General features: G+C 68.8%; 12 protein-coding genes and 1 tRNA gene. 5 read left to right on the top strand and 8 right to left on the bottom strand.

Annotated features, from left to right (window positions below; genetic code table 11):
• Positions 1-17 precede the first annotated feature (17 nt).
• The 7 genes from pknB to QE449_RS01055 form a co-directional block, all read right to left on the bottom strand.
• Positions 18-1,952, bottom strand: coding sequence for a Stk1 family PASTA domain-containing Ser/Thr kinase (pknB, locus tag QE449_RS01085; RefSeq protein WP_222646461.1), 1,935 nt, complete (start codon positions 1,950-1,952; stop codon positions 18-20).
• Positions 1,949-3,358, bottom strand: coding sequence for a serine/threonine-protein kinase (locus QE449_RS01080; RefSeq protein WP_307108029.1), 1,410 nt, complete (start codon positions 3,356-3,358; stop codon positions 1,949-1,951). The genes pknB and QE449_RS01080 overlap by 4 nt, the downstream gene beginning before the upstream one ends.
• 7 nt (positions 3,359-3,365) lie before the next feature.
• Positions 3,366-4,853 (bottom strand): penicillin-binding protein 2, encoded by a 1,488-nt coding sequence (locus tag QE449_RS01075; protein ID WP_222637829.1) that lies wholly within the window; start codon positions 4,851-4,853, stop codon positions 3,366-3,368.
• Positions 4,850-6,334, bottom strand: a complete 1,485-nt coding sequence (locus QE449_RS01070; RefSeq protein WP_222632699.1) for an FtsW/RodA/SpoVE family cell cycle protein — start codon at positions 6,332-6,334, stop codon at positions 4,850-4,852. Before QE449_RS01070 ends, QE449_RS01075 begins: the two co-directional genes overlap by 4 nt.
• Positions 6,334-7,794: a PP2C family serine/threonine-protein phosphatase gene (locus QE449_RS01065; RefSeq protein ID WP_222632487.1), complete on the bottom strand. Its 1,461-nt coding sequence runs from the start codon at positions 7,792-7,794 to the stop codon at positions 6,334-6,336. Before QE449_RS01065 ends, QE449_RS01070 begins: the two co-directional genes overlap by 1 nt.
• Positions 7,791-8,252, bottom strand: coding sequence for an FHA domain-containing protein (locus QE449_RS01060; RefSeq protein WP_027505924.1), 462 nt, complete (start codon positions 8,250-8,252; stop codon positions 7,791-7,793). The genes QE449_RS01065 and QE449_RS01060 overlap by 4 nt, the downstream gene beginning before the upstream one ends.
• Positions 8,253-8,391: 139 nt before the next feature.
• Positions 8,392-10,041 (bottom strand): DUF3662 and FHA domain-containing protein, encoded by a 1,650-nt coding sequence (locus tag QE449_RS01055; protein WP_307108028.1) that lies wholly within the window; start codon positions 10,039-10,041, stop codon positions 8,392-8,394.
• A 275-nt stretch (positions 10,042-10,316) separates the two neighbouring features.
• Between QE449_RS01055 and QE449_RS01050 the strand changes: the two genes are divergently transcribed.
• From QE449_RS01050 to QE449_RS01040, 3 genes are all read left to right on the top strand, one after another.
• Positions 10,317-10,402, top strand: a tRNA-Leu gene (locus QE449_RS01050).
• Between the two features lie 444 nt (positions 10,403-10,846).
• Complete coding sequence (gene gltB, locus QE449_RS01045; protein ID WP_222632497.1) at positions 10,847-15,448, top strand: glutamate synthase large subunit; 4,602 nt, start codon at positions 10,847-10,849, stop codon at positions 15,446-15,448.
• On the top strand, positions 15,441-16,907 hold the full coding sequence (locus tag QE449_RS01040) for a glutamate synthase subunit beta (RefSeq protein WP_027505921.1): 1,467 nt from the start codon (positions 15,441-15,443) through the stop codon (positions 16,905-16,907). The genes gltB and QE449_RS01040 overlap by 8 nt, the downstream gene beginning before the upstream one ends.
• 78 nt (positions 16,908-16,985) lie before the next feature.
• On the opposite strand, the gene QE449_RS01035 is transcribed toward QE449_RS01040, so the two are convergent.
• On the bottom strand, positions 16,986-18,497 hold the full coding sequence (locus tag QE449_RS01035) for an MFS transporter (protein ID WP_027505920.1): 1,512 nt from the start codon (positions 18,495-18,497) through the stop codon (positions 16,986-16,988).
• Between the two features lie 114 nt (positions 18,498-18,611).
• Between QE449_RS01035 and QE449_RS01030 the strand changes: the two genes are divergently transcribed.
• Together QE449_RS01030 and QE449_RS01025 are read left to right on the top strand one after the other, a co-directional pair.
• Positions 18,612-19,478: an NAD(P)-dependent oxidoreductase gene (locus QE449_RS01030; protein WP_027505919.1), complete on the top strand. Its 867-nt coding sequence runs from the start codon at positions 18,612-18,614 to the stop codon at positions 19,476-19,478.
• A gap of 97 nt (positions 19,479-19,575) precedes the next feature.
• Positions 19,576-19,860, top strand: coding sequence for a putative quinol monooxygenase (locus QE449_RS01025; protein ID WP_027505918.1), 285 nt, complete (start codon positions 19,576-19,578; stop codon positions 19,858-19,860).
• Position 19,861 lies beyond the last annotated feature (1 nt).

The following is a 19,861-nucleotide window of genomic DNA, read 5'->3' as shown; positions in this document are numbered from 1 at the left end:
CACGGCGCCGCGTCGGGTCAGAGCCCGAACTTGCCGACGGTCACGTTGACGCGCGCCGTCTTGGCGATGGCCGTCCCCGGCGCGACCGCCTGCTGCTGAACGCGGTTGACCTGCGTGAGGTCCGACGTCTGGACGTCGACCTGGTCGATCTCGGCGATGGTGCCCTCCCAGCCGGCGGCGCGGAGGAGGTCGACGGCCTGGACCGGGGTCTGGCCTGCCAGGTCCGGGATCTCGAACTGCGATCCGTTGGACACCCGCACCACCACGGTGTCGCCGTCGGTGGCGTTGCTGCCGCCCGCGGGCGTCGTGGCGACCACCTGACCGGCCGGGAGCGTCGAGTCGACGTTCTGGCGGTCGACGAGGAAACCGGCACCCGCGATGTTGGGCTGAGCGACCTCGATGTTCTGACCGACCACGTCGGGGACCCGCACCTGACGCGGTCCCGATCCGAGCGTGATGCGTACCGACGAGCCCTGAGCCATCGACGATCCGCGAGCCGGCTCCTGACCGATGACCTTGTCGACGTCCGCGCGAGACGACGCGGCCCGGCCGATCGACGGGTCGAGAGCGAGACCGGCCTGCACCAGTGCCTGTTCCGCAGCGCTCTGCGTCAGTCCTGCCAGCTGGGGGACCTGGATCTGCTCCGGACCGGTGGACACCTCGAGAACGAGGGTGCTGTTCTCGTCGACCGTCGTGCCGGACACGGGTCGCGTGCCGATGACGGACCCCTCGGGCACCGTCGCGTCGGAGCGTTGCTGGACGTCGACGCGGAAGCCCGCGTTCTCGAGGGTGGTGCGGGCGGCGTCGGCGGTCTGCGCGGACACGTCCGGGACGGTCACCGAACGGGCCTCCGCACCGGGGCCGAGATTCCACAGGAAGACGCCGACGATGCCGACGACCACGAGGGCGGCGAGCGCCATGACGGCGACGCGCACGCCCTTGCGGCGCGGTCGGTCTCCGTCGTCGTCCGCGTCGGGATGCGCGTGGCGGGCGATCCGGCGAGGCTCGCCGGAGTTGTCGGACGCCGGCCGAGCGCCGGACCGCGGCGCATCCATCGAGCCGAGGATGGTGGTGCGATCCTCGTCGTTCATCACCATCGGCGCACTGGGCCGCTGGCCACCGAGGACGCGGATGAGATCGGTGCGCATGTCCGCGGCGCTCTGGTACCGATTGGCCGGGTTCTTGCTCATCGCCTTGAGAATGATCGAGTCCAGCTCCCGCGGGATGTCCGGATTCACCGACGACGGCAGTCGCGGATCTTCCCGGACGTGCTGGTACGCGACCGCGACCGGGGAGTCACCCGTGAACGGCGGCTCGCCCGTCAGGATCTCGAACAGCACGCAGCCCAGCGAGTAGACGTCGGATCGCGCATCGACCTGTTCGCCGCGAGCCTGCTCGGGCGACAGGTACTGGGCGGTACCGATGACGGCAGCGGTCTGCGTCATCGGAGACGAACTGTCGGCGATGGCCCGCGCGATGCCGAAGTCCATGACCTTGACCGCACCGGCGCGGTTGATCATCACGTTGGCCGGTTTGACGTCGCGGTGCACGATGCCGTTGCGGTGGCTGAAGTCGAGGGCGGCGCAGACGTCGGCGATGACCTCCATTGCACGCTTGGGAGCCATCGGCCCCTCGGCGCGGACGATGTCGCGCAGCGTGTCGCCGTCGACGTACTCCATGACGATGTAGGGCAGCGGACCCGTCTCGGTCTCCGCCTCACCCGTGTCGTACACCGCCACGATCGCCGGATGGTTCAGTGCCGCAGCGTTCTGTGCCTCGCGGCGGAACCGCAGGTAGAACGTGGGATCGCGTGCCAGATCCTGACGCAGCACCTTGATGGCCACGTCGCGATCGAGACGGCCGTCCTTCGCGAGGTGGACCTCCGACATGCCACCGAAACCGAGGATCTCCCCGAGGTCGTACCGGGACGAGAGCTTGCGCGGTGTGGTCATCGCGATCCTCCCGGTGCGTAGTTGAAGGGGTTGCCGTCCCCGTTGCCGTTGCCGTTCCCGCCGCCGAGACCGGGGATGGTGAACAGTCCCCCGTCGGTCGTGGTCGTGGTGGTGGTCGTCGGCTCGGTGGTCGTGGGCTCGGTGGTGGTCGTCGTCGGTTCCGTCGTCGTGGTGGTCGTGGTGGTGGTGGTCGTCGTCGTGGGCTCGGTGGTGGTGGTCGTCGGCCGCGTCGTGGTGGTGGTCGGCTCCGTGGTGGTCGCCGCCGTGGTGGTCGAGGTGACGACGGGCGTCGAACCGTTGCTCTCGGTGAAGACGAACAGCCCGAACGCGACGACGGCGGCGAGCAGGAGCAGTCCACCGGCAGCCCAGGCCAGGGCCTTCTGCCCGGGGGTCATGCCCGATTCGCGGTCACGATCAGGTTCCGGTGATCGTGGTGTGGCCGCTGCCGCGGCGGCGTAGCCGGTGGCGGACGTGGTCATCATGCGGGTGCTGGACGGCCCACCGACGGCGCCGACGGGCGGGGCGACCCGACCGGTACCGGACGCCGTGCCCGGGGCGGGCGGGCGCCGGCCGGCGCGCACGGCAGCGACCGCGTCGGCGAACTCCCCGCCGTTCTCGTACCGTGCGGCCGGGTCCTTGGTCATGGTGATCTCGATGAGCTCCCGCACCGGCTGCGGCAGATCGCCGGGAAGCGGCGGCGCGGCGTCCCGCACGTGCTTCATCGCGACCGTCAGCGCGCCGTCGCCGACGAACGGACGGGTCCCGCTGATGGCCTCGTAGCCCACGACGCCGAGCGAGTACACGTCGGACGCGGACGTCGCGTCCTGACCCAGCGCCTGTTCGGGAGCGATGTACTGCGCGGTGCCCATGACCATGCCGGTCCGCGTGACGGGCGAGGCGTCCACGGCCTTCGCGATGCCGAAGTCGGTGATCTTCACCGTCCCGTCGGGCGTGATCATGATGTTGCCCGGCTTCACGTCACGGTGGACGATGCCTGCGCGGTGCGCGGCCTGCAGGGCGCGGCCGGTCTGCTCGAGCATGTCCAGTGCGTGGACCAGCGGAAGCCGACCCATGCGCGTGAGCACCGTGTTGAGGGGCTCGCCGATGACGAGCTCCATGACGAGATACGCGAGCGACTGCCCGTTGGCGTCCCGCACCTCGCCGTAGTCGTAGATGTTGGCGATGCCGGGATGGTTCAACAGCGCGGTCGTGCGCGCCTCGACACGGAACCGTTCGACGAACTCGGGGTCGTCCGAGAACTCCGGCTTGAGGATCTTGACGGCGACGCGGCGATCGAGCCGGTTGTCCGTCGCTTCCCAGACCTGTCCCATTCCACCGGTCGCGATCAGTCGGAGCAGTCGATAGCGGTCGGCGACCACTGCTCCGTTACCCAGGCCTCCACTCATGCGGGGCTCACCTCCCCTGCAATCCGGCGCCGAGCACTGCTCTCGCCACTGGTGCCGCGACGGACCCACCGGTGGCGGCGAGTGCGCGGTCACCACCGTTCTCGACGATGACCGCGATGGCGATCTTCGGGTCCTGTGCCGGCGCGAACGCGATGTACCAGGCGTGCGGAGGGGTGTTGCGCGGATCGCTGCCGTGCTCGGCGGTGCCGGTCTTGGATGCGATCTGCACCCCCGCGATCTTGCCCTCGCCGCCGGAGTTGTTCTCCGAGCCGACCATCAGATCGGTGAGCGTGGACGCGACCTCGGGAGAGATCGACTGGCCCAGTGACGTGGGCTCGGTGGTGTCGAGGGTCGACAGATCCGGACCCTGCAGCTGGGCCACCATGTGCGGCGCCATGCGCACGCCACCGTTCGCGATGGTGGCGGCGATCTCGGCGTTCTGCAGCGGTGTCAGTGCGACGTCGCGTTGGCCGATGCTGCTCTGACCGAGGGCGGCGTCGTCGGGGATCTCCCCGACGGTGCTGTCGGCGACCGGGATCGGCACGGCCTGGTTCGCCTCGCCGATGCCGAACGCGGACGCGGTGTCCTTGACGTTCTGGGTGCCGGCGTCGATACCGAGTTCCACGAAGGCGGTGTTGCACGAGCGCGCGAACGCCTCGCGCAACGACGCGGTGGCGCCGCCGCCGCACGTGGAGCCGTTGTAGTTCTCGAGCGTCGTCGACGTGTCGGGCAGCGTGATGGTCGGCGCCGCCGTGAGCTGGGTGTCCGGGGTGGAGCCGGCCGCCAGCGCCGCCGCGGTGACGACCACCTTGAACGTCGAACCGGGCGGGTAGGTCTGGGAGACCGCGCGGTTGACCAGGGGTTCGCCCGGATCGCTGCTCAGTCGCTCCCACGCCTGCGTCGACGTCTCGCCGTCGTGCGTCGCGAGCTCGTTGGGGTCGTAGCTCGGCGTGCTCACCATCGTCAGGATCTTGCCGGTGGACGGCTCGATGGCCACGACGGAGCCGGTGTAGCCCTTCGACGTCAACTGGTCGTAGGCGACCTGCTGCATCACCGGATCGATCGTGGTGACGACGTTGCCGCCGCGGGGGTCGCGACCGGAGAGCAGGTCGAAGAACCGCTTGCCGAACAGTCGGTTGTCCGAGCCGTTCAACACTGCGTCCTCGGACCGTTCGAGAGCGGTGCTCGAGTACAGCATCGAGTAGAAGCCGGTGACCGGTGCGTTGGCGGCCGGGCTGGACGGTGCCGCGGGGTTGGCGGGGTACGTCCGCAGGTACTTGTAGCGATCGTCGGTCGCGACGGAGGCCGCGAGCACCTGGCCGCCGCTCGAGATCTGCCCACGCTGGCGTGCGTACTCGTCGAGCAGCACCCGCGAGTTCCGCGGATCCGTTCGGAGGTCGTCCGCCTTGATGACCTGGACGTACGTCGCGTTCGCGAGCAGGACGACGATCATCGCCATGACGCCGATGGCGACTCTGCGCAGAGGTGTGTTCACGGTCGCTTCACCACCTCGGTGGGAGCGTCACCGATCGGAGCCGCCGGTCCGCGTTTCTGCGGCACGACGGGCGCCCGTGCGGCGTCCGAGATCTTGATGAGCAGGGCGACCAGAGCGTAGTTCGCGAGCAGCGAGGATCCTCCGTAGGACATGAACGGTGTGGTGAGACCGGTGAGCGGGATGAGCTTGGTGACGCCGCCGACGACGACGAACAGCTGCACCGCGATGGTGACGGACAGTCCGGCGGCGAGCAGCTTGCCGAAGCTGTCGCGCACCGCGAGGGCGGTGCGCAGCCCACGCAACACGAAGACCAGATAGAGCATCAACACGGCGGCCAGGCCGATGAGGCCGAGCTCCTCGCCGATGGTCGCGATGATGAAGTCGGTGCTCGCGAACGGCACCTGCGACGGCCGGCCACTGCCGAGCCCGGTACCGCCCATGCCGCCGGTCGCCAGACCGAAGAGCGACTGCGAGATCTGATAGCCGGTGTCGTTGTAGTCCGCGAACGGATCCAGCCATGTGTCGGTGCGGATCTTCACGTGCCCGAAGAACTGATACGCGAGCAGGAAGCCGAGCAGGAGCAGCGCCACACCCACGACGATCCAGCCGACGCGCTCGGTGGCGACGTAGATCATCACCAGGACCGTGCAGTAGATCAGCAGCGACGTGCCGAGATCCTTCTCGAACACCAGGACGCCGATGGACACGATCCACGCGACGACGATGGGTCCGAGATCGCGGGCGCGCGGGAAGTCCATGCCGAGCACGTGCTTGCCCGCGGTGGTGAAGAGCTCGCGCTTCGCCACGAGCACCGAGGCGAAGAAGATGAGCAGCAGGATCTTCGAGAACTCACCGGGTTGGATGCTGAAGCCGGGCAACCGGATCCAGATCTTCGAGCCGTTGACCTCGGACAACGAGGAGGGCAGGACGGCCGGCAGGGCCAGGAACACCAGACCGCCGAGGCCCAGGGTGTAGCCGTACCGCGCGAGGGTGCGGTAGTCGCGGATCAGCACGAGGACAGCGATGAACCCGGCGATGCCCAGGGCCGTCCACAGCACCTGCTGCGTGGCGTCGGCCGACGGCTCCTCGATGCCGAGGTACACCGCCGACTGCTGCGCCGCCAGGTCGAGCCGGTGGATGAGCACCAGTCCGAGCCCGTTCAGCATGGCGACTACCGGGAGCAGCAGCGGATCCGCGTGGGTGGCGAAACGACGGACCGCGGCGTGGGCGACCGCGAACATCGCGAGGTAGGCGAGGCCGTACTTCGCCAGGTCCCAGGTGATGGCCTGCTCCTGGCTCGCCTCGACGAGCACCAGCGACACCGTGGTGATGACCGCGGCCGCGCCGAGCAGTGCCGCCTCGACACCGCGTCTCGTCGACTGCGGCGGGGCGGGGGCGAACCCACCTGGCGGGCTGGGGAATGAGGCGGACGACTGGCTGGGGGTGGGCCGGTTCGGGGTCGGCAGGTTCGGAGCGGACATCACGAACCCGTCCTGCAGGTCTGGCCCGCCACCAGCGTCGGCGTCGGTGCCGGGGTGGGCTCGATCGTGGTGGTCACGGGAGCCGCCGGATCGACGGGCACCGCCGGGTCCGGAGCGGGCGGTGCGGCCGTGGGAGCAGGCGTGGCCTCGGGAGTGGCGCTCGGCGTGGTGGTGGTGCTCGCCGGCGGCGTGCACGGGGGCAGCAGGTCACCGGACGCAAGTCGCGCCACCTGGGTGCGCGCGTCGTCGAGGGTGCCCGACGGCAGACCCGAGCGCACCTGTTCGCGTGCCGAGGGCTGGAGATCGTCGACACCCAGGATCGTGCAGTCGGCGTCGCCGGGAGCGCGCAGCTCGACCGTCGCGTCCTCGGTGGCCGTGGCCCCGTCGCGGACGCAGCCGACCAGATCGACCTCCTGCAGCGAGAAGCCGAGCACCGAACCGGAGACTCCGCGCATCACCACCACGCGACCGTCGTCGGTTCCGACGTAGTAGTTACGTTGCAGCAGTTGCCATCCCACGACGAGGCCGACGACGAGAAGGGCGACCACGCCGAGGCCGGCGAGTGACCACCGGAGCTTGTGCGACTTCTTCTCCGGCACGGGCGGCGGTGTCACGACACGTTTCGGGGTGGTGCGGGGCGGCCGCATGGCGGCGGCGCGGCCGGCTGCCGTGTTCGGCGGCGGCGCGTCCTCCTCGTCGGACATCGACGCGGCTCCGGCGAGAATGGGGTGCGACTGGCCGTAGTCCAGATCGATGACGTCGGCGACGACGACGGTGACGTTGTCGGGGCCACCGCTGCGCAGCGCCAGCTCGATGAGCCGATCGGCGCACTCGTCGTTCTCGCCCTCGCGGAGCGTGTCGGCGATGGTCTCGCTGCTGACGACGTCGGACAGGCCGTCCGAGCACAGGAGATACCGATCCCCGGCGCGGGCCTCACGCACCGTGAGCGTCGGCTCGATCTCGTTACCGGTGAGCGCGCGCATGATGAGCGACCGCTGCGGGTGCGAGTGCGCCTGCTCGGCCGTGATCCGGCCCTCGTCGACCAGGGACTGGACGAACGTGTCGTCTCGCGTGATCTGCGTCAGCTCGTCGTCGCGCAGCAGGTAGGCACGCGAGTCGCCGATGTGGACGAGCCCGATCTTTCTGCCGCCGAACAGGATCGCCGTCAGGGTCGTGCCCATGCCGTCGAGCTCGGGATCCTCCTCGACCTGCTCGGCGATGGTGGAGTTGCCCTCGCGCGTCGCCCGTTCGAGCTTGCCCAGGAGATCGTCTCCCGGCTCGTCGTCGTCGAGGTGGGCGAGCGCCGCGATCATGAGCTGGGACGCGACCTCACCGGCGGCGTGCCCTCCCATGCCGTCGGCGAGAGCGAGCAGGCGCGCACCGGCGTAGACCGAGTCCTCGTTGTTGGATCGCACGAGACCGCGATCGCTGCGCGCGGCGTAGCGGAGAACCAGTGTCACGGGCGCAGCTCGATCACGGTCTTGCCGACGCGGACGGGCGTGCCCAGCGGGACGCGCACCGCCGTCGTGACCTTGGCCCGGTCGAGGTAGGTGCCGTTGGTCGAACCGAGATCCTCGACGTACCAGTCACCCCCGCGAGGAGACAGCCGTGCGTGGCGCGTGGACGCGTAGTCGTCGGTGAGGACCAACGTCGAGTCGTCCGCCCGACCCATGAGGACCGGCTGCGACCCGAGCGTGATGCGGGTACCGGCCAGCGAACCCTGCGTGACCACCAGCTGCTTGGCCACCTTCGCCTTGCGGCCCTGCAGCGACACCGGTGACGTGCGGGAGCGCGGTGCCACGCGCAGCCCGGAGGCCGCATAGATGTCCGACCGCAGGGTGCGCAGCACTGCCCAGACGAACAACCACAGGATCAGGAGGAAGCCAGCTCGAGTGAGCTGCAGAATCAATCCCTGCACAGCGTGTCACCTCCTCGTGTCACCAGAAGCCGGGTCACGGCTTTCTCGGTCGCCCGGGGGACGTCCCGTCTCGGAGCATCATAAGGGCAGGCGCCGACGGCCGGTGTCGGCCGCCGCACCCGTCGCCGGTCCGGTCGTGTCAGACGATGCGGACGAGGATCTCCGAATGTCCGGCGCGGACGATGTCGCCGTCGGCCAGCTGCCAGTCCTGGACCGGTGCACCGTTCACGGTCGTGCCGTTGGTGGAACCCAGGTCGGACAGCATGGCCACCCGGCCGTCCCAGCGGATCTCGAAGTGCCGACGCGAGACGCCGGTGTCGGGGAGCCGGAACTGGGCCTCCTGGCCGCGACCGACGACGTTGCCGCCCTCGCGCAGCTGGTAGTGACGGCCGCTGCCGTCCTCGAGCTGCAGGGTGGCGGCGAGCCCGCGAGACGCGGCCGGGCGGTCGTAGTCGTCCCCGTCCGCGACCTGCTGGTAGCCCTGTGTGGCCGGCTGGTCGTACGCCGCCGCGGCGCCGTACGCCCGCGGCTGTGCGGCCTGGCCGCCCTGGTCGTAGCCGCGCTGGTCGTAGTCGCCGTACGCCTGCTGACGGTCCTGACCGTGCTGGTCCTGACCGTGCTGGTCGTAGCCCGATCGGTCGTAGCCGCCCTGGTCGTAGCCGCGCTGGTCGTACCCACCCTGGTCGTACCCGCGCTGGTCGTGACCACCCTGGTCGTAGCCGCGCTGGTCATAGCCGCCCTGGTCGTACCCGCGCTGGTCATAGCCGCCCTGGTCGTAGCCCTGCTGGCCGTAGGCGCGGGGATCGGGTCCACCCTGGTCGTACTGAGGACGGCCGTGACCGCGCGGATCCGCCGCCGGCTGTCCGTAGGCCTGGCGGTCGTACGGCTGCTGAGCGGGAGGCTGCTGGCCGTAGGCACGCGAGTCGTAGGGGGCGCGGTTCTGCGGCTGGCGTCCGTAACCCTGGTCGTAGCCGCCCTGCTCGTGACCCTGCTGGTCGTACCCGGCCTGGCCGTACCCCTGCTGGTCGTACCCGGCCTGGCCGTAGCCCTGCTGATCGTGCCCCTGTCCGTACGGTGCGCGTCCGTATCCGCCCTGCTCCTGACCGGCGGGCGGGCGGCCGTAGCCGCGGGCGTCCTGCTCGGAGTCGCCGTACGCGCGGGGCGGGCGCACCCGGTTCTCCGCCGCCGGGTCGACGCGGCCCGACGCCTCGGGGTCGTACGCCTCGGACGGGTACGCGCTGCCGTTGCGAGGGGCACGGGCGGCGACGCCCGATGCGGGCCGATCGTTGTCGCGGTCGGGCTCGTCGCCCTGGTTCTGAGTCCCTGAGTTCTGGGTCATGGGGCCGGCTCCTGATGTCGACGACGGTCGGTCTTGTGCAGTGGACTGGTGAGGTGGAGCGCTCTGCTGGGGTGACGCGTCGGGATCGACTGTTCCCGACGTGCGGAACTGTCCCGTGTGCAGTGTGGTGGACGGTTCGAAGCGGACCACCACGCGCCCGTACGTCTGCCATCCCTGGTCGGTGATGAAGTCCTGGAGATGGCGTGAGAAGGCGCGAGTGGTGAGGTCGTGGTCGGACGCGAGCCTGTCGTGATCCGACGGGCTGATGGTGATGACGTAGGCGTTGGGTGCCAGCAGATGTCCGCCGTCCAGCGTGCGGACCGACATGGTGGCCTCCTGCTGGAGGGCCGCCTCGACCTCCTGCGGCACCACACCGCCACCGAAGACGCGAGCGAAGGCGTCACCGACAGCACTCTGCAGCTTTCTCTCGAATCGCTGAACCACTCCCACGACACCCTCCTTCTCCGTCTTCGTCGGTACTGCGTCTCACATCGGTACTGCGTCCGTGCGTCGGAGACTCATGATGCTGGAACCGTCCCCGAGGCGTCCACGCCGCCGACGTCCGCGCAGGCCGTGCGGCCTCGCGTGTCCTTCCGTCGTGCGACTACCGATCCATGCTATACGCCCGGAACCGGTTCCCGGCCCCGCCTCGGGACCGGAAACCCGGACCGACGGTATGGATTTCTGCCCGAGTGACGGGTCGTGTTAATCTCGTCCCGTCGCTCGGGCGAGTGGCGGAATGGCAGACGCGCTGGCTTCAGGTGCCAGTGTCCTTCGGGACGTGGGGGTTCAAGTCCCCCTTCGCCCACCACACTGGCCGTAGCCGAGAAATCGCTACGGCCAGTAGTCTTTCATCGGACGTACGTCTCGGTGTGAGATCTCCGACGTCGAGCTCGTGCGCTCCCGGAGTATTCTCGTGAACGAACGCCGAGGTACCGCGCAACGTCGCGCACACACCCACACCACCGGGGGAACGACCAGGTCAGGCCTGAATGAGGATGCCCTGATTTGTGAATTCGACCGGTTCCTGACTTATCGTTCAGCTGCGGGGTCGACCCACAAGGATCGCCCCTGCCCGAAAACACTCGGTCACCACCTCGGAACGGATCGTTGTCCGAGAGTGGCCGGAGCCCCATCGGAGTGCGTGTTCAACGGCGAACCCGCTCTCGCATCGCCCCGCGGTGGCTCGCGTCGAATCTCGGACGTGGCCGCGCTCTCGCGGATCTTGGCTCGACTCGTCAGTTAGGCAAGACACATGCAGCTTCCCGGACACCGGTACCCATCAGCGCGCGGCCTCTACGATCCCGCCAACGAACACGACTCCTGCGGTGTCGCGTTCGTGGTCGACATGCACGGCCGACGGAGCCGCGACATCGTCGACAAGGCGATCACGGCGCTGATCAATCTCGAACACCGCGGCGCTGCGGGTGCCGAGCCCAACACGGGTGACGGTGCCGGCATCCTGATCCAGGTCCCCGACGCGTTCTACCGCGCCGTGGTCGACTTCGATCTGCCGCCCGAGGGTTCCTATGCCACCGGTATCGCGTTCCTCCCGCAGGCGCGCGCCGCGTCCGCCGAGGCTGTCGCCGGTGTCGAGCGTGTCGTGACCGAGGAGGGCCTCGAGGTTCTCGGCTGGCGCGACATCGAGACGGACGACGCCTCCCTGGGCGCGCTGGCGCGCGACGCCATGCCGACGTTCCGCCAGCTGTTCGTCGCCGCTCCCGACCGTGCGCTGTCCGGCATCGATCTCGAGCGCCGTGCGTTCGTCGTGCGCAAGCGCGTCGAGCACGAACTCGGCCTCGAAGGCCCCGGCAAGGACGGTCCCGGACGCGAGTCCGTGTACTTCCCGTCGCTGTCGCCGTCGACCATCGTCTACAAGGGCATGCTCACGACGCCGCAGCTGCGAGGCTTCTACCTCGATCTGCAGGACGAGCGCGTCGTCAGTGCCCTCGGTCTGGTGCACTCGCGCTTCTCCACCAACACGTTCCCCTCCTGGCCGCTGGCACACCCGTTCCGCCGTGTCGCGCACAACGGTGAGATCAACACCGTCACCGGCAACGAGAACTGGATGCGTGCCCGCGAGGCCCTCATCGAGTCGGACGTCTTCGGGGGCCCGGAGAAGCTCGAGAAGATCTTCCCGGTGAACACGCACGGAGCGTCGGACACCGCGCGCTTCGACGAGGTGCTGGAGTTCCTGCACCTCGGCGGTCGCAGCCTGCCGCACGCCGTGCTGATGATGATCCCCGAGGCGTGGGAGCACCACGACAAGATGGATCCGGCTCGCCGGGCGTTCTACCAGTACCACTCGACTCTGATGGAGCCGTGGGACGGACCGGCGTCGGTGTGCTTCACCGACGGCACCGTCATCGGCGCGGTTCTCGACCGCAACGGCCTGCGTCCGAGCCGTCTCTGGGTCACCGAGGACGGCCTGGTCATCATGGCGTCCGAGGTCGGCGTCCTCGACATCGAGCCGTCGAAGATCGTGCGCAAGGTCCGCCTGCAGCCCGGTCGCATGTTCCTGGTGGACACCGCGCAGGGCCGCATCGTCAGCGACGACGAGATCAAGGACGAGCTCGCCGCCGAGCACCCCTACCAGGAGTGGCTCGACGAGGGTCTCGTCGAGATCGACGACCTGCCCGAGCGCCCGCACGTCCACATGACGCACGACCGCGTGCTGATCCGTCAGCAGATCTTCGGGTACACCACCGAGGAACTGACCATGCTGGTCGCTCCCATGGCCAAGGCGGGCGCCGAGGCCATCGGGTCCATGGGCACCGACACGCCCGTCGCCGTGCTCTCGAACCGCCCGCGCATGCTGTTCGACTACTTCTCCCAGCTGTTCGCCCAGGTGACGAATCCGCCCCTGGACGCCATCCGGGAAGAGGTGGTCACCAGCCTCGGCGGCACCATCGGTCCCGAGCGAGATCTCCTGCAGCCCAGTGCCGAAGCATGCCGGCAGATCGTGCTGAAGTCGCCGATCCTGCACAACGACGAGCTGGCCAAGCTGGTCCACATCAACGACGACGGCACCCAGGACGGACTGCGCTCCGTGGTGGTCCGCGGCCTCTACCCGGTCGCCGAAGGCGGTGAGGGACTACGTCGTTCGCTCGAGATCATTCGTTCGCAGGTCTCCGCGGCGATCGACGGCGGCGCGCGCATCGTCATCCTGTCCGACCGCGAGTCGAGCGAACGGCTGGCACCGATCCCGTCGCTGCTGCTGACCTCGGCCGTGCATCACCACCTCGTCCGGGAGAAGACCCGCACCAAGGTGGGGCTGATCGTCGAGGCCGGTGACGCCCGCGAGGTCCACCACATGGCCACCCTCGTCGGCTTCGGTGCCGCAGCGGTCAACCCCTACATGGCGTTCGAGTCGATCGAGGACATGATCGACCGCGACACCCTGCAGGGCATCGACTACGACAGTGCCGTCAAGAACTACATCAAGGCCGCCGGCAAGGGCGTGCTGAAGGTGATGTCGAAGATGGGCATCTCGACGCTCGCCTCGTACACCGGCGCCCAGCTGTTCCAGGTCATCGGCCTGTCGCAGGCCCTGGTCGACGAGTACTTCTACGGCGTGCAGTCGCCGCTCGGCGGCATCGACCTCGACCAGATCGCGGCCGACGTCGCGGTGCGTCACGGAGTCGCTTACCTGGACAACAAGTTCGAGCGCGCGCACCGCGAGCTCGAGACGGGCGGCGAGTACCAGTGGCGCCGCGAGGGCGAGTACCACCTGTTCAACCCGGACACGGTGTTCAAGCTCCAGCACGCCACCCGCACCGGTCAGTACTCCGTGTTCAAGGAGTACACCCGCATGGTGGACGACCAGTCCGAGCGGCTCGCGTCGCTGCGCGGACTGTTCCGCTTCAAGACCGAGGGTCGCACCCCGATCCCGATCGACGAGGTCGAGTCGGCACGCGACATCGTCAAGCGTTTCTCCACGGGTGCGATGAGCTACGGCTCCATCTCGGCAGAGGCGCACGAGACGCTGGCCATCGCGATGAACCGCCTCGGTGGTCGCTCGAACTCGGGTGAGGGCGGCGAGGACACCGCACGCTTCCTCCCCGACGAGAACGGTGACTGGCGTCGGTCGGCCATCAAGCAGGTCGCGTCGGGTCGTTTCGGTGTCACGTCGAACTACCTGACCAACTGCACCGACATCCAGATCAAGATGGCGCAGGGCGCCAAGCCCGGTGAGGGCGGCCAGCTTCCGGCGCACAAGGTGTACCCGTGGGTGGCCGAGGTGCGTCACTCGACGCCGGGTGTCGGCCTCATCTCGCCGCCCCCGCACCACGACATCTACTCGATCGAGGATCTGGCTCAGCTGATCCACGACCTGAAGAACGCCAACCCGTCGGCGCGCATCCACGTGAAGCTCGTCTCCGAGGTCGGTGTCGGTACGGTCGCCGCCGGTGTCTCCAAGGCGCACGCGGACGTGGTGCTCATCTCGGGCCACGACGGCGGCACGGGCGCCACCCCGTTGACGTCGGTCAAGCACGCCGGCGCACCGTGGGAGCTCGGCCTGGCCGAGACCCAGCAGACGTTGCTGCTCAACGGTCTTCGCGATCGCATCGTCGTGCAGGTCGACGGTCAGCTCAAGACCGGTCGCGACGTCATGGTCGCCGCGCTGCTCGGTGGTGAGGAGTTCGGCTTCGCCACCGCGCCGCTGGTGGTCTCGGGCTGCATCATGATGCGCGTCTGCCACCTCGACACCTGCCCGGTGGGCGTGGCGACGCAGAACCCACTGCTGCGCAAGCGGTTCGCCGGTCAGCCGGAGTTCGTCGAGAACTTCTTCCTGTACATCGCCGAGGAGGTCCGCGAGTACCTCGCGGAATTCGGTTTCCGCACGCTCGACGAGGCCATCGGCCAGGTCGCGCTGCTGGACACCACCGCGGCGAAGGATCACTGGAAGGCGTCGAAGCTCGATCTGTCGCCGATCCTGGACGTCGCGGAGTCGGCGTTCATGAACCAGGATCTCTACTGCACCGGCACGCAGGACCACGCACTGGACAAGGCTCTCGACCAGCAACTCATCGCGCAGAGCCGCGAGGCACTGGACAAGGGCGAGAAGGTCGAGTTCTCGACGCGGATCACCAACGTGAACCGCACCGTGGGCACGATGCTCGGCCACGAGGTCACCAAGGCGTACGGCGAGGACGGTCTGCCGGAAGGCACGATCGACATCACCTTCACCGGATCGGCCGGTAACAGCTTCGGAGCGTTCGTGCCCAAGGGCATGACGCTGCGACTGCAGGGCGACGCCAACGACTTCGTCGGCAAGGGTCTGTCCGGTGGGCGGATCGTCGTACGCCCGTCGCTCCAGGCCAACTCGAGCTTCGTCGCCGAGAACAACATCATCGCCGGCAACGTGATCCTCTTCGGTGCCACCGAGGGTGAGGCGCTCATCCGCGGTGTCGTCGGTGAGCGGTTCGCCGTCCGTAACTCGGGCGCCGTCGCGGTGGTCGAGGGTGTCGGTGACCACGGGTGCGAGTACATGACCGGTGGCAAGGTCGTCATTCTCGGCGAGACCGGCCGCAACTTCGGTGCCGGCATGTCCGGCGGTGTGGCGTTCGTCTTCGACCCGAACTCGACGTTCGAGGACAACCTCAACACCGAGCTCGTCGACATCGAGGAGCTCCAGGGTGACGAGTTCGCGTGGCTCAAGGATGCGATCACGCGGCATCGTGACGAGACCGGGTCCGAGGTCGCCGAGCGCATCCTCGCGGACTGGTCTCAGCAGGTCAATCACTTCGTGAAGGTGATGCCCCGCGACTACAAGAAGGTACTGCTCGCGATCTCCGAGGCCGAGAAGAACGGCGCGGACGTGGACGAGGCGATCATGGAGGCAGCTCGTGGGTGATCCACAAGGATTTCTGAAGAACACGTCGCGGGAGCTCCCGTCGCGGCGCCCCGTCGACCTGCGCCTGATGGACTGGAAGGAGGTGTACGAGGACTTCTCCACGGACACCCTCCGCACCCAGGCCAGCCGGTGCATGGACTGTGGCATTCCGTTCTGCCACAACGGGTGCCCGCTCGGGAATCTGATTCCCGAGTGGAACGACCTGGTGTACAAGGACCGGTGGCGCGAGAGCATCGACCGGTTGCACGCCACCAACAACTTCCCGGAGTTCACGGGCCGGCTGTGCCCGGCTCCGTGTGAGGCGTCGTGCGTCCTGGGCATCAACCAGGACCCGGTGACCATCAAGCAGGTCGAGGTCGAGATCATCGATCGCGCCTTCGACGAGGGATGGGTCCAGCCCGTCTACCCGACGTACCTCACCGGCAAGAAGGTGGCCGTCGTCGGTTCCGGTCCCGCGGGTCTCGCTGCAGCGCAGCAGCTCACGCGTGCCGGCCACACCGTCACCGTGTTCGAGCGAGCGGATCGCATCGGCGGACTCCTGCGCTACGGCATCCCCGAGTTCAAGATGGAGAAGCGCCACATCGATCGCCGGTTGGCGCAGATGGAGGCCGAGGGCACCATCTTCCGAACCGGTGTCAACGTCGGTGTCGACATCACCGCGGACGAGCTCCGAGAGGAGTTCGACTCGGTCGTCCTGTCGGGCGGTGCCACCAAGGCCCGCGACCTCGAGGTCCCCGGCCGCGAGTACGGCGGCATCCATCAGGCGATGGAGTTCCTGCCCTGGGCCAATCGTGTTCAGCTCGGCGACGACGTCGTCGACCAGTACGGCCAGCCGCCCATCACGGCGAAGGGCAAGAAGGTCGTCATAATCGGCGGCGGCGACACCGGCGCGGACTGCCTCGGCACGTCGCACCGTCAGGGCGCGGCCAGCGTCCACCAGTTCGAGATCATGCCCCGCCCGCCGGAGGAGCGCGCCGGATCCACCCCGTGGCCGACCTACCCGCTGGTCTACCGCGTGTCCTCGGCTCACGAGGAGGGCGGCGAGCGCGTCTTCTCCGTCAACACGGAGCGCTTCACGGGCGAGAACGGCATGGTCACCGGACTCGACGCGCACGAGGTCGAGTTCAAGGACGGTCGCTTCGCCAAGGTCGAGGGGTCGGACTTCCACCTCGAGGCCGACATCGTGTTCCTCGCGATGGGCTTCACCGGACCCGAGAAGCCGGGCCTGCTCACCGATCTCGGGGTGAACCTCAACGAGCGCGGCAACGTGTCGCGGACCGACAAGTGGAACACCAACGTCGATGGCGTCTTCGTGGCCGGCGACATGGGCCGCGGTCAGTCGCTCATCGTGTGGGCCATCGCCGAGGGCCGCTCCTGCGCGTCCGCGGTCGATTCGTTCCTCATGGGAAAGACGGCGCTGCCCGCGCCGATCGTGCCCACCCAGGCGCCCCAGCGGTAGCGAGCCCACACCCCCGGTACGAACAGAACACCCCCTGCAGCCTGCTGCGGGGGGTGTTCTGTGTCGGGAGTCGGTGCGTCAGCGCGCTCGACGGAACAGGACGGCGGCCGCGCTGCCGGCGATCAGCAGCGTGACGAGCGTGGCCCCGGACGCGGCGACGATGCCGTCCACGTACGCCTCGCGGGCGCGGGACGCGAGGTCGGGCCCGACGTCGGGTGACATCCGGCCGGCTTCGGCCAGGGTGCCGGCGAGCGTGCCGTCTCCGGACGTGTCGGCGGGCCCCAGCACCAGGCGGTACGTGGCCACGCTGATGGAGCCGAGCACGGCGATGCCCAGTGCCCCACCGAGTTCCGCGCCCGTCTCCGACACGGCACCGGCCGCGCCCGCCTTCTCCGGTGCCGCGGTGGCGAGCACCCGATCCGAGCCGAACGTCGTGCCGGTACCCACACCGAACGCAGCGATCACCATGCCGCACAGCAGGATCGCGAGCGTGGCGCCCGACCCGACGTCCGAGGGGAGGGCCACCGCACCGATCACGACGGCACCGACGAACATCACGGAGATGGCGCCGACGAGGATGACGGCCGGCGGGCGGCGCTTCATGATCAGGGGGGCCGTCAGTGAGGCGGTGGCCGTCGCGATCGCCGGGATCAGCGACCACAGTCCCGCCTCGAGGGTTCCGAGCCCCATGACGAGCTGAAGATACTGCGACAGCATCAGATTGAAGCCCGTGATGATGAAGACCGACACGAGGATGACGATCACCGCGACGGAGAACGCCGGGGTGCGGAACAGATCGAACTCGATGACGGGGTGCGTGCTCGCGCGTTGACGTCGCACGAACCACCAGCCGACCAGGAGCCCCACCGCGAGCGCGGCGGCCACCTGCCAGTCGAGGCCGTTCTGCGCGGCGTGCTTGAGCGCGTAGACGATACCGAGCATCGCGACGATCGAGGCGCCGACGGCGGGCAGGTCGAAGCGGCCGGGGTTCGGGTTCTTCGCCTCGGGCAGCATCACCGGCGCGGCGATCAGCAGGACCACCATGATCGGGATGTTGATGAGGAACACCGAGCCCCACCAGAAGTACTCGAGCAACGCGCCCGCGATGACCGGGCCGAACGAGCCACCGCCGGCGAATCCGGCCGTCCAGATTCCGATGGCGACACCGCGCTGCACGGGGTCGACGAAGAGCTTGCGCAGCAACGACAGTGTCGACGGCGCGAGGGTGGCGCCGCCGATTCCGAGAAGCACCCGCGAGGCGATGAGGGCCTCCGGGGTGTGCGAGAAGGCGGCGGCGACGGACGCGATGCCGAAGACGAGCGACCCGATCATGAGCAGCCGACGGGTGCCGATGCGGTCGCCGAGGGAGCCCATCGTGACCAGTAGGCCGGCGAGCATGAAGCTGTAGATGTCGAGGATCCACAGCTGCTGCGAGCTGCTCGGCTGGAGGTCCTCGGTCAGCGAGGGCAGGGCGAGGTACAGGACCGACATGTCCATCGAGACGAGGACGATGGGGACGACGAGGACGGCGAGACCCCACCACTCGCGACGCCCCGCCCGTTCGGTGGCGGGCGTGTCGGTGCTGGTCATGCGTGATCCGTTCGAGAGTGCGTGTGGTGGTGCTCCGTGAGGGGAACACCCTGCATTGCAACACACGGAGCGGGTCGGAAAAGAATCCGCTCCAGCCGGTGAGAGGGAACGAACATGCGGGTGGCAGTACTGGGAACCGGAACGATGGGCGCGGGCATGGCGGGGTCTCTGCTCCGCGGCGACCACGAGGTGACGGTGTGGAACCGCAACGCCGATCGCGCGGCGCCGCTGAAGGACCAGGGGGCGACCGTCGCGGACGATCCGGCGGCCTGCGTCGCCGACGCCGACGTGATCGTCACGATGCTCTACGACGAGTCGGCCACCGCGGACACGGCCACCACCTTCCTGTCAGCGGTGAAGGACGGCGCCGTGTGGGTCCAGTCCGCGACCGTCGGTCCGGCCGGCGCCCGACGGCTGGCCGATCTGGCGCAGCACCACGGGGTCGCCTTTCTCGACTGCCCGATGCTGGGGACCAAGGAGCCGGCGGAGTCGGGAAAGCTCACGGCGCTGGCCTCCGGACCCGCCGGGGGGCTCGAGTCGGTGCGCCCGGTGCTCGAGTCGATGACGGTGAAGATCGTGAACGCGGGGACGGAACCCGGCCGGGCGAGTGCGCTCAAACTGGCGTGCAACGCGATGGTGTCCACGCTCACGGCGGCCACGGCGCAGTCCCTCGCGATGGCGTCGGAACTGGGCCTGGAGCCCTCGCTCGTCCTCGAGGCGCTCGACGGTGGTCCGATCAACGCGCCGTACACACAGATGAAGGGCCGCTCGATGATCGAGCGCGACTTCACCCCGTCGTTCGGGATCGACGGCGTGGTCAAGGACGTCGACCTCATGATCGATGCGGTGGATCCGCGCACCTCCCGCCTGCTGCAGGCCGTGCGCAGTGCGTACGTGGACGCGAGCGTCGCGGGGCACGGCGCCGACGATCTGGCGGCCGTCGTCACGGCCTTCGAGAACGACGAGGGGTTCCAGGGCTGAGTCGCCAGCGGGCAGTCGGGCGATAACCGACGCCCGCCGCCGCTCCTCGCCGTACGTTCGGGTGGACCGATGACGAACGAGCGAGACGAGAACGACGATGAGTGATCTGCACGTGGTGGCCACCATTCCGGTGACGGACGGCTTCGACGAGGTGCTGGAGGCGATGCGGCAGTTCGCCGTTCTCACGCGCGAGGAGGACGGCTGCCTGGAGTACGACGTCTACACCTCGAACGCGGCGCCCGACACCATCGTCACCGTCGAGGTGTGGCGGGACCAGGCGGCCCTCGACGGGCACATGGCGTCACCGCACATGGCCGACGTCATGGGTCGCCACGGCGCCAAGCTGGGCGCCCTGGCGATCCACCCGTTGACGCCCGCCTGAG

This window comes from Rhodococcus sp. SORGH_AS_0303, from assembly GCF_030819335.1.
Classification (GTDB): domain Bacteria; phylum Actinomycetota; class Actinomycetes; order Mycobacteriales; family Mycobacteriaceae; genus Rhodococcoides.
The sequence above is the reverse complement of the archived record's forward strand: the minus strand, read 5'-3'. Positions and strand labels throughout refer to the sequence as shown.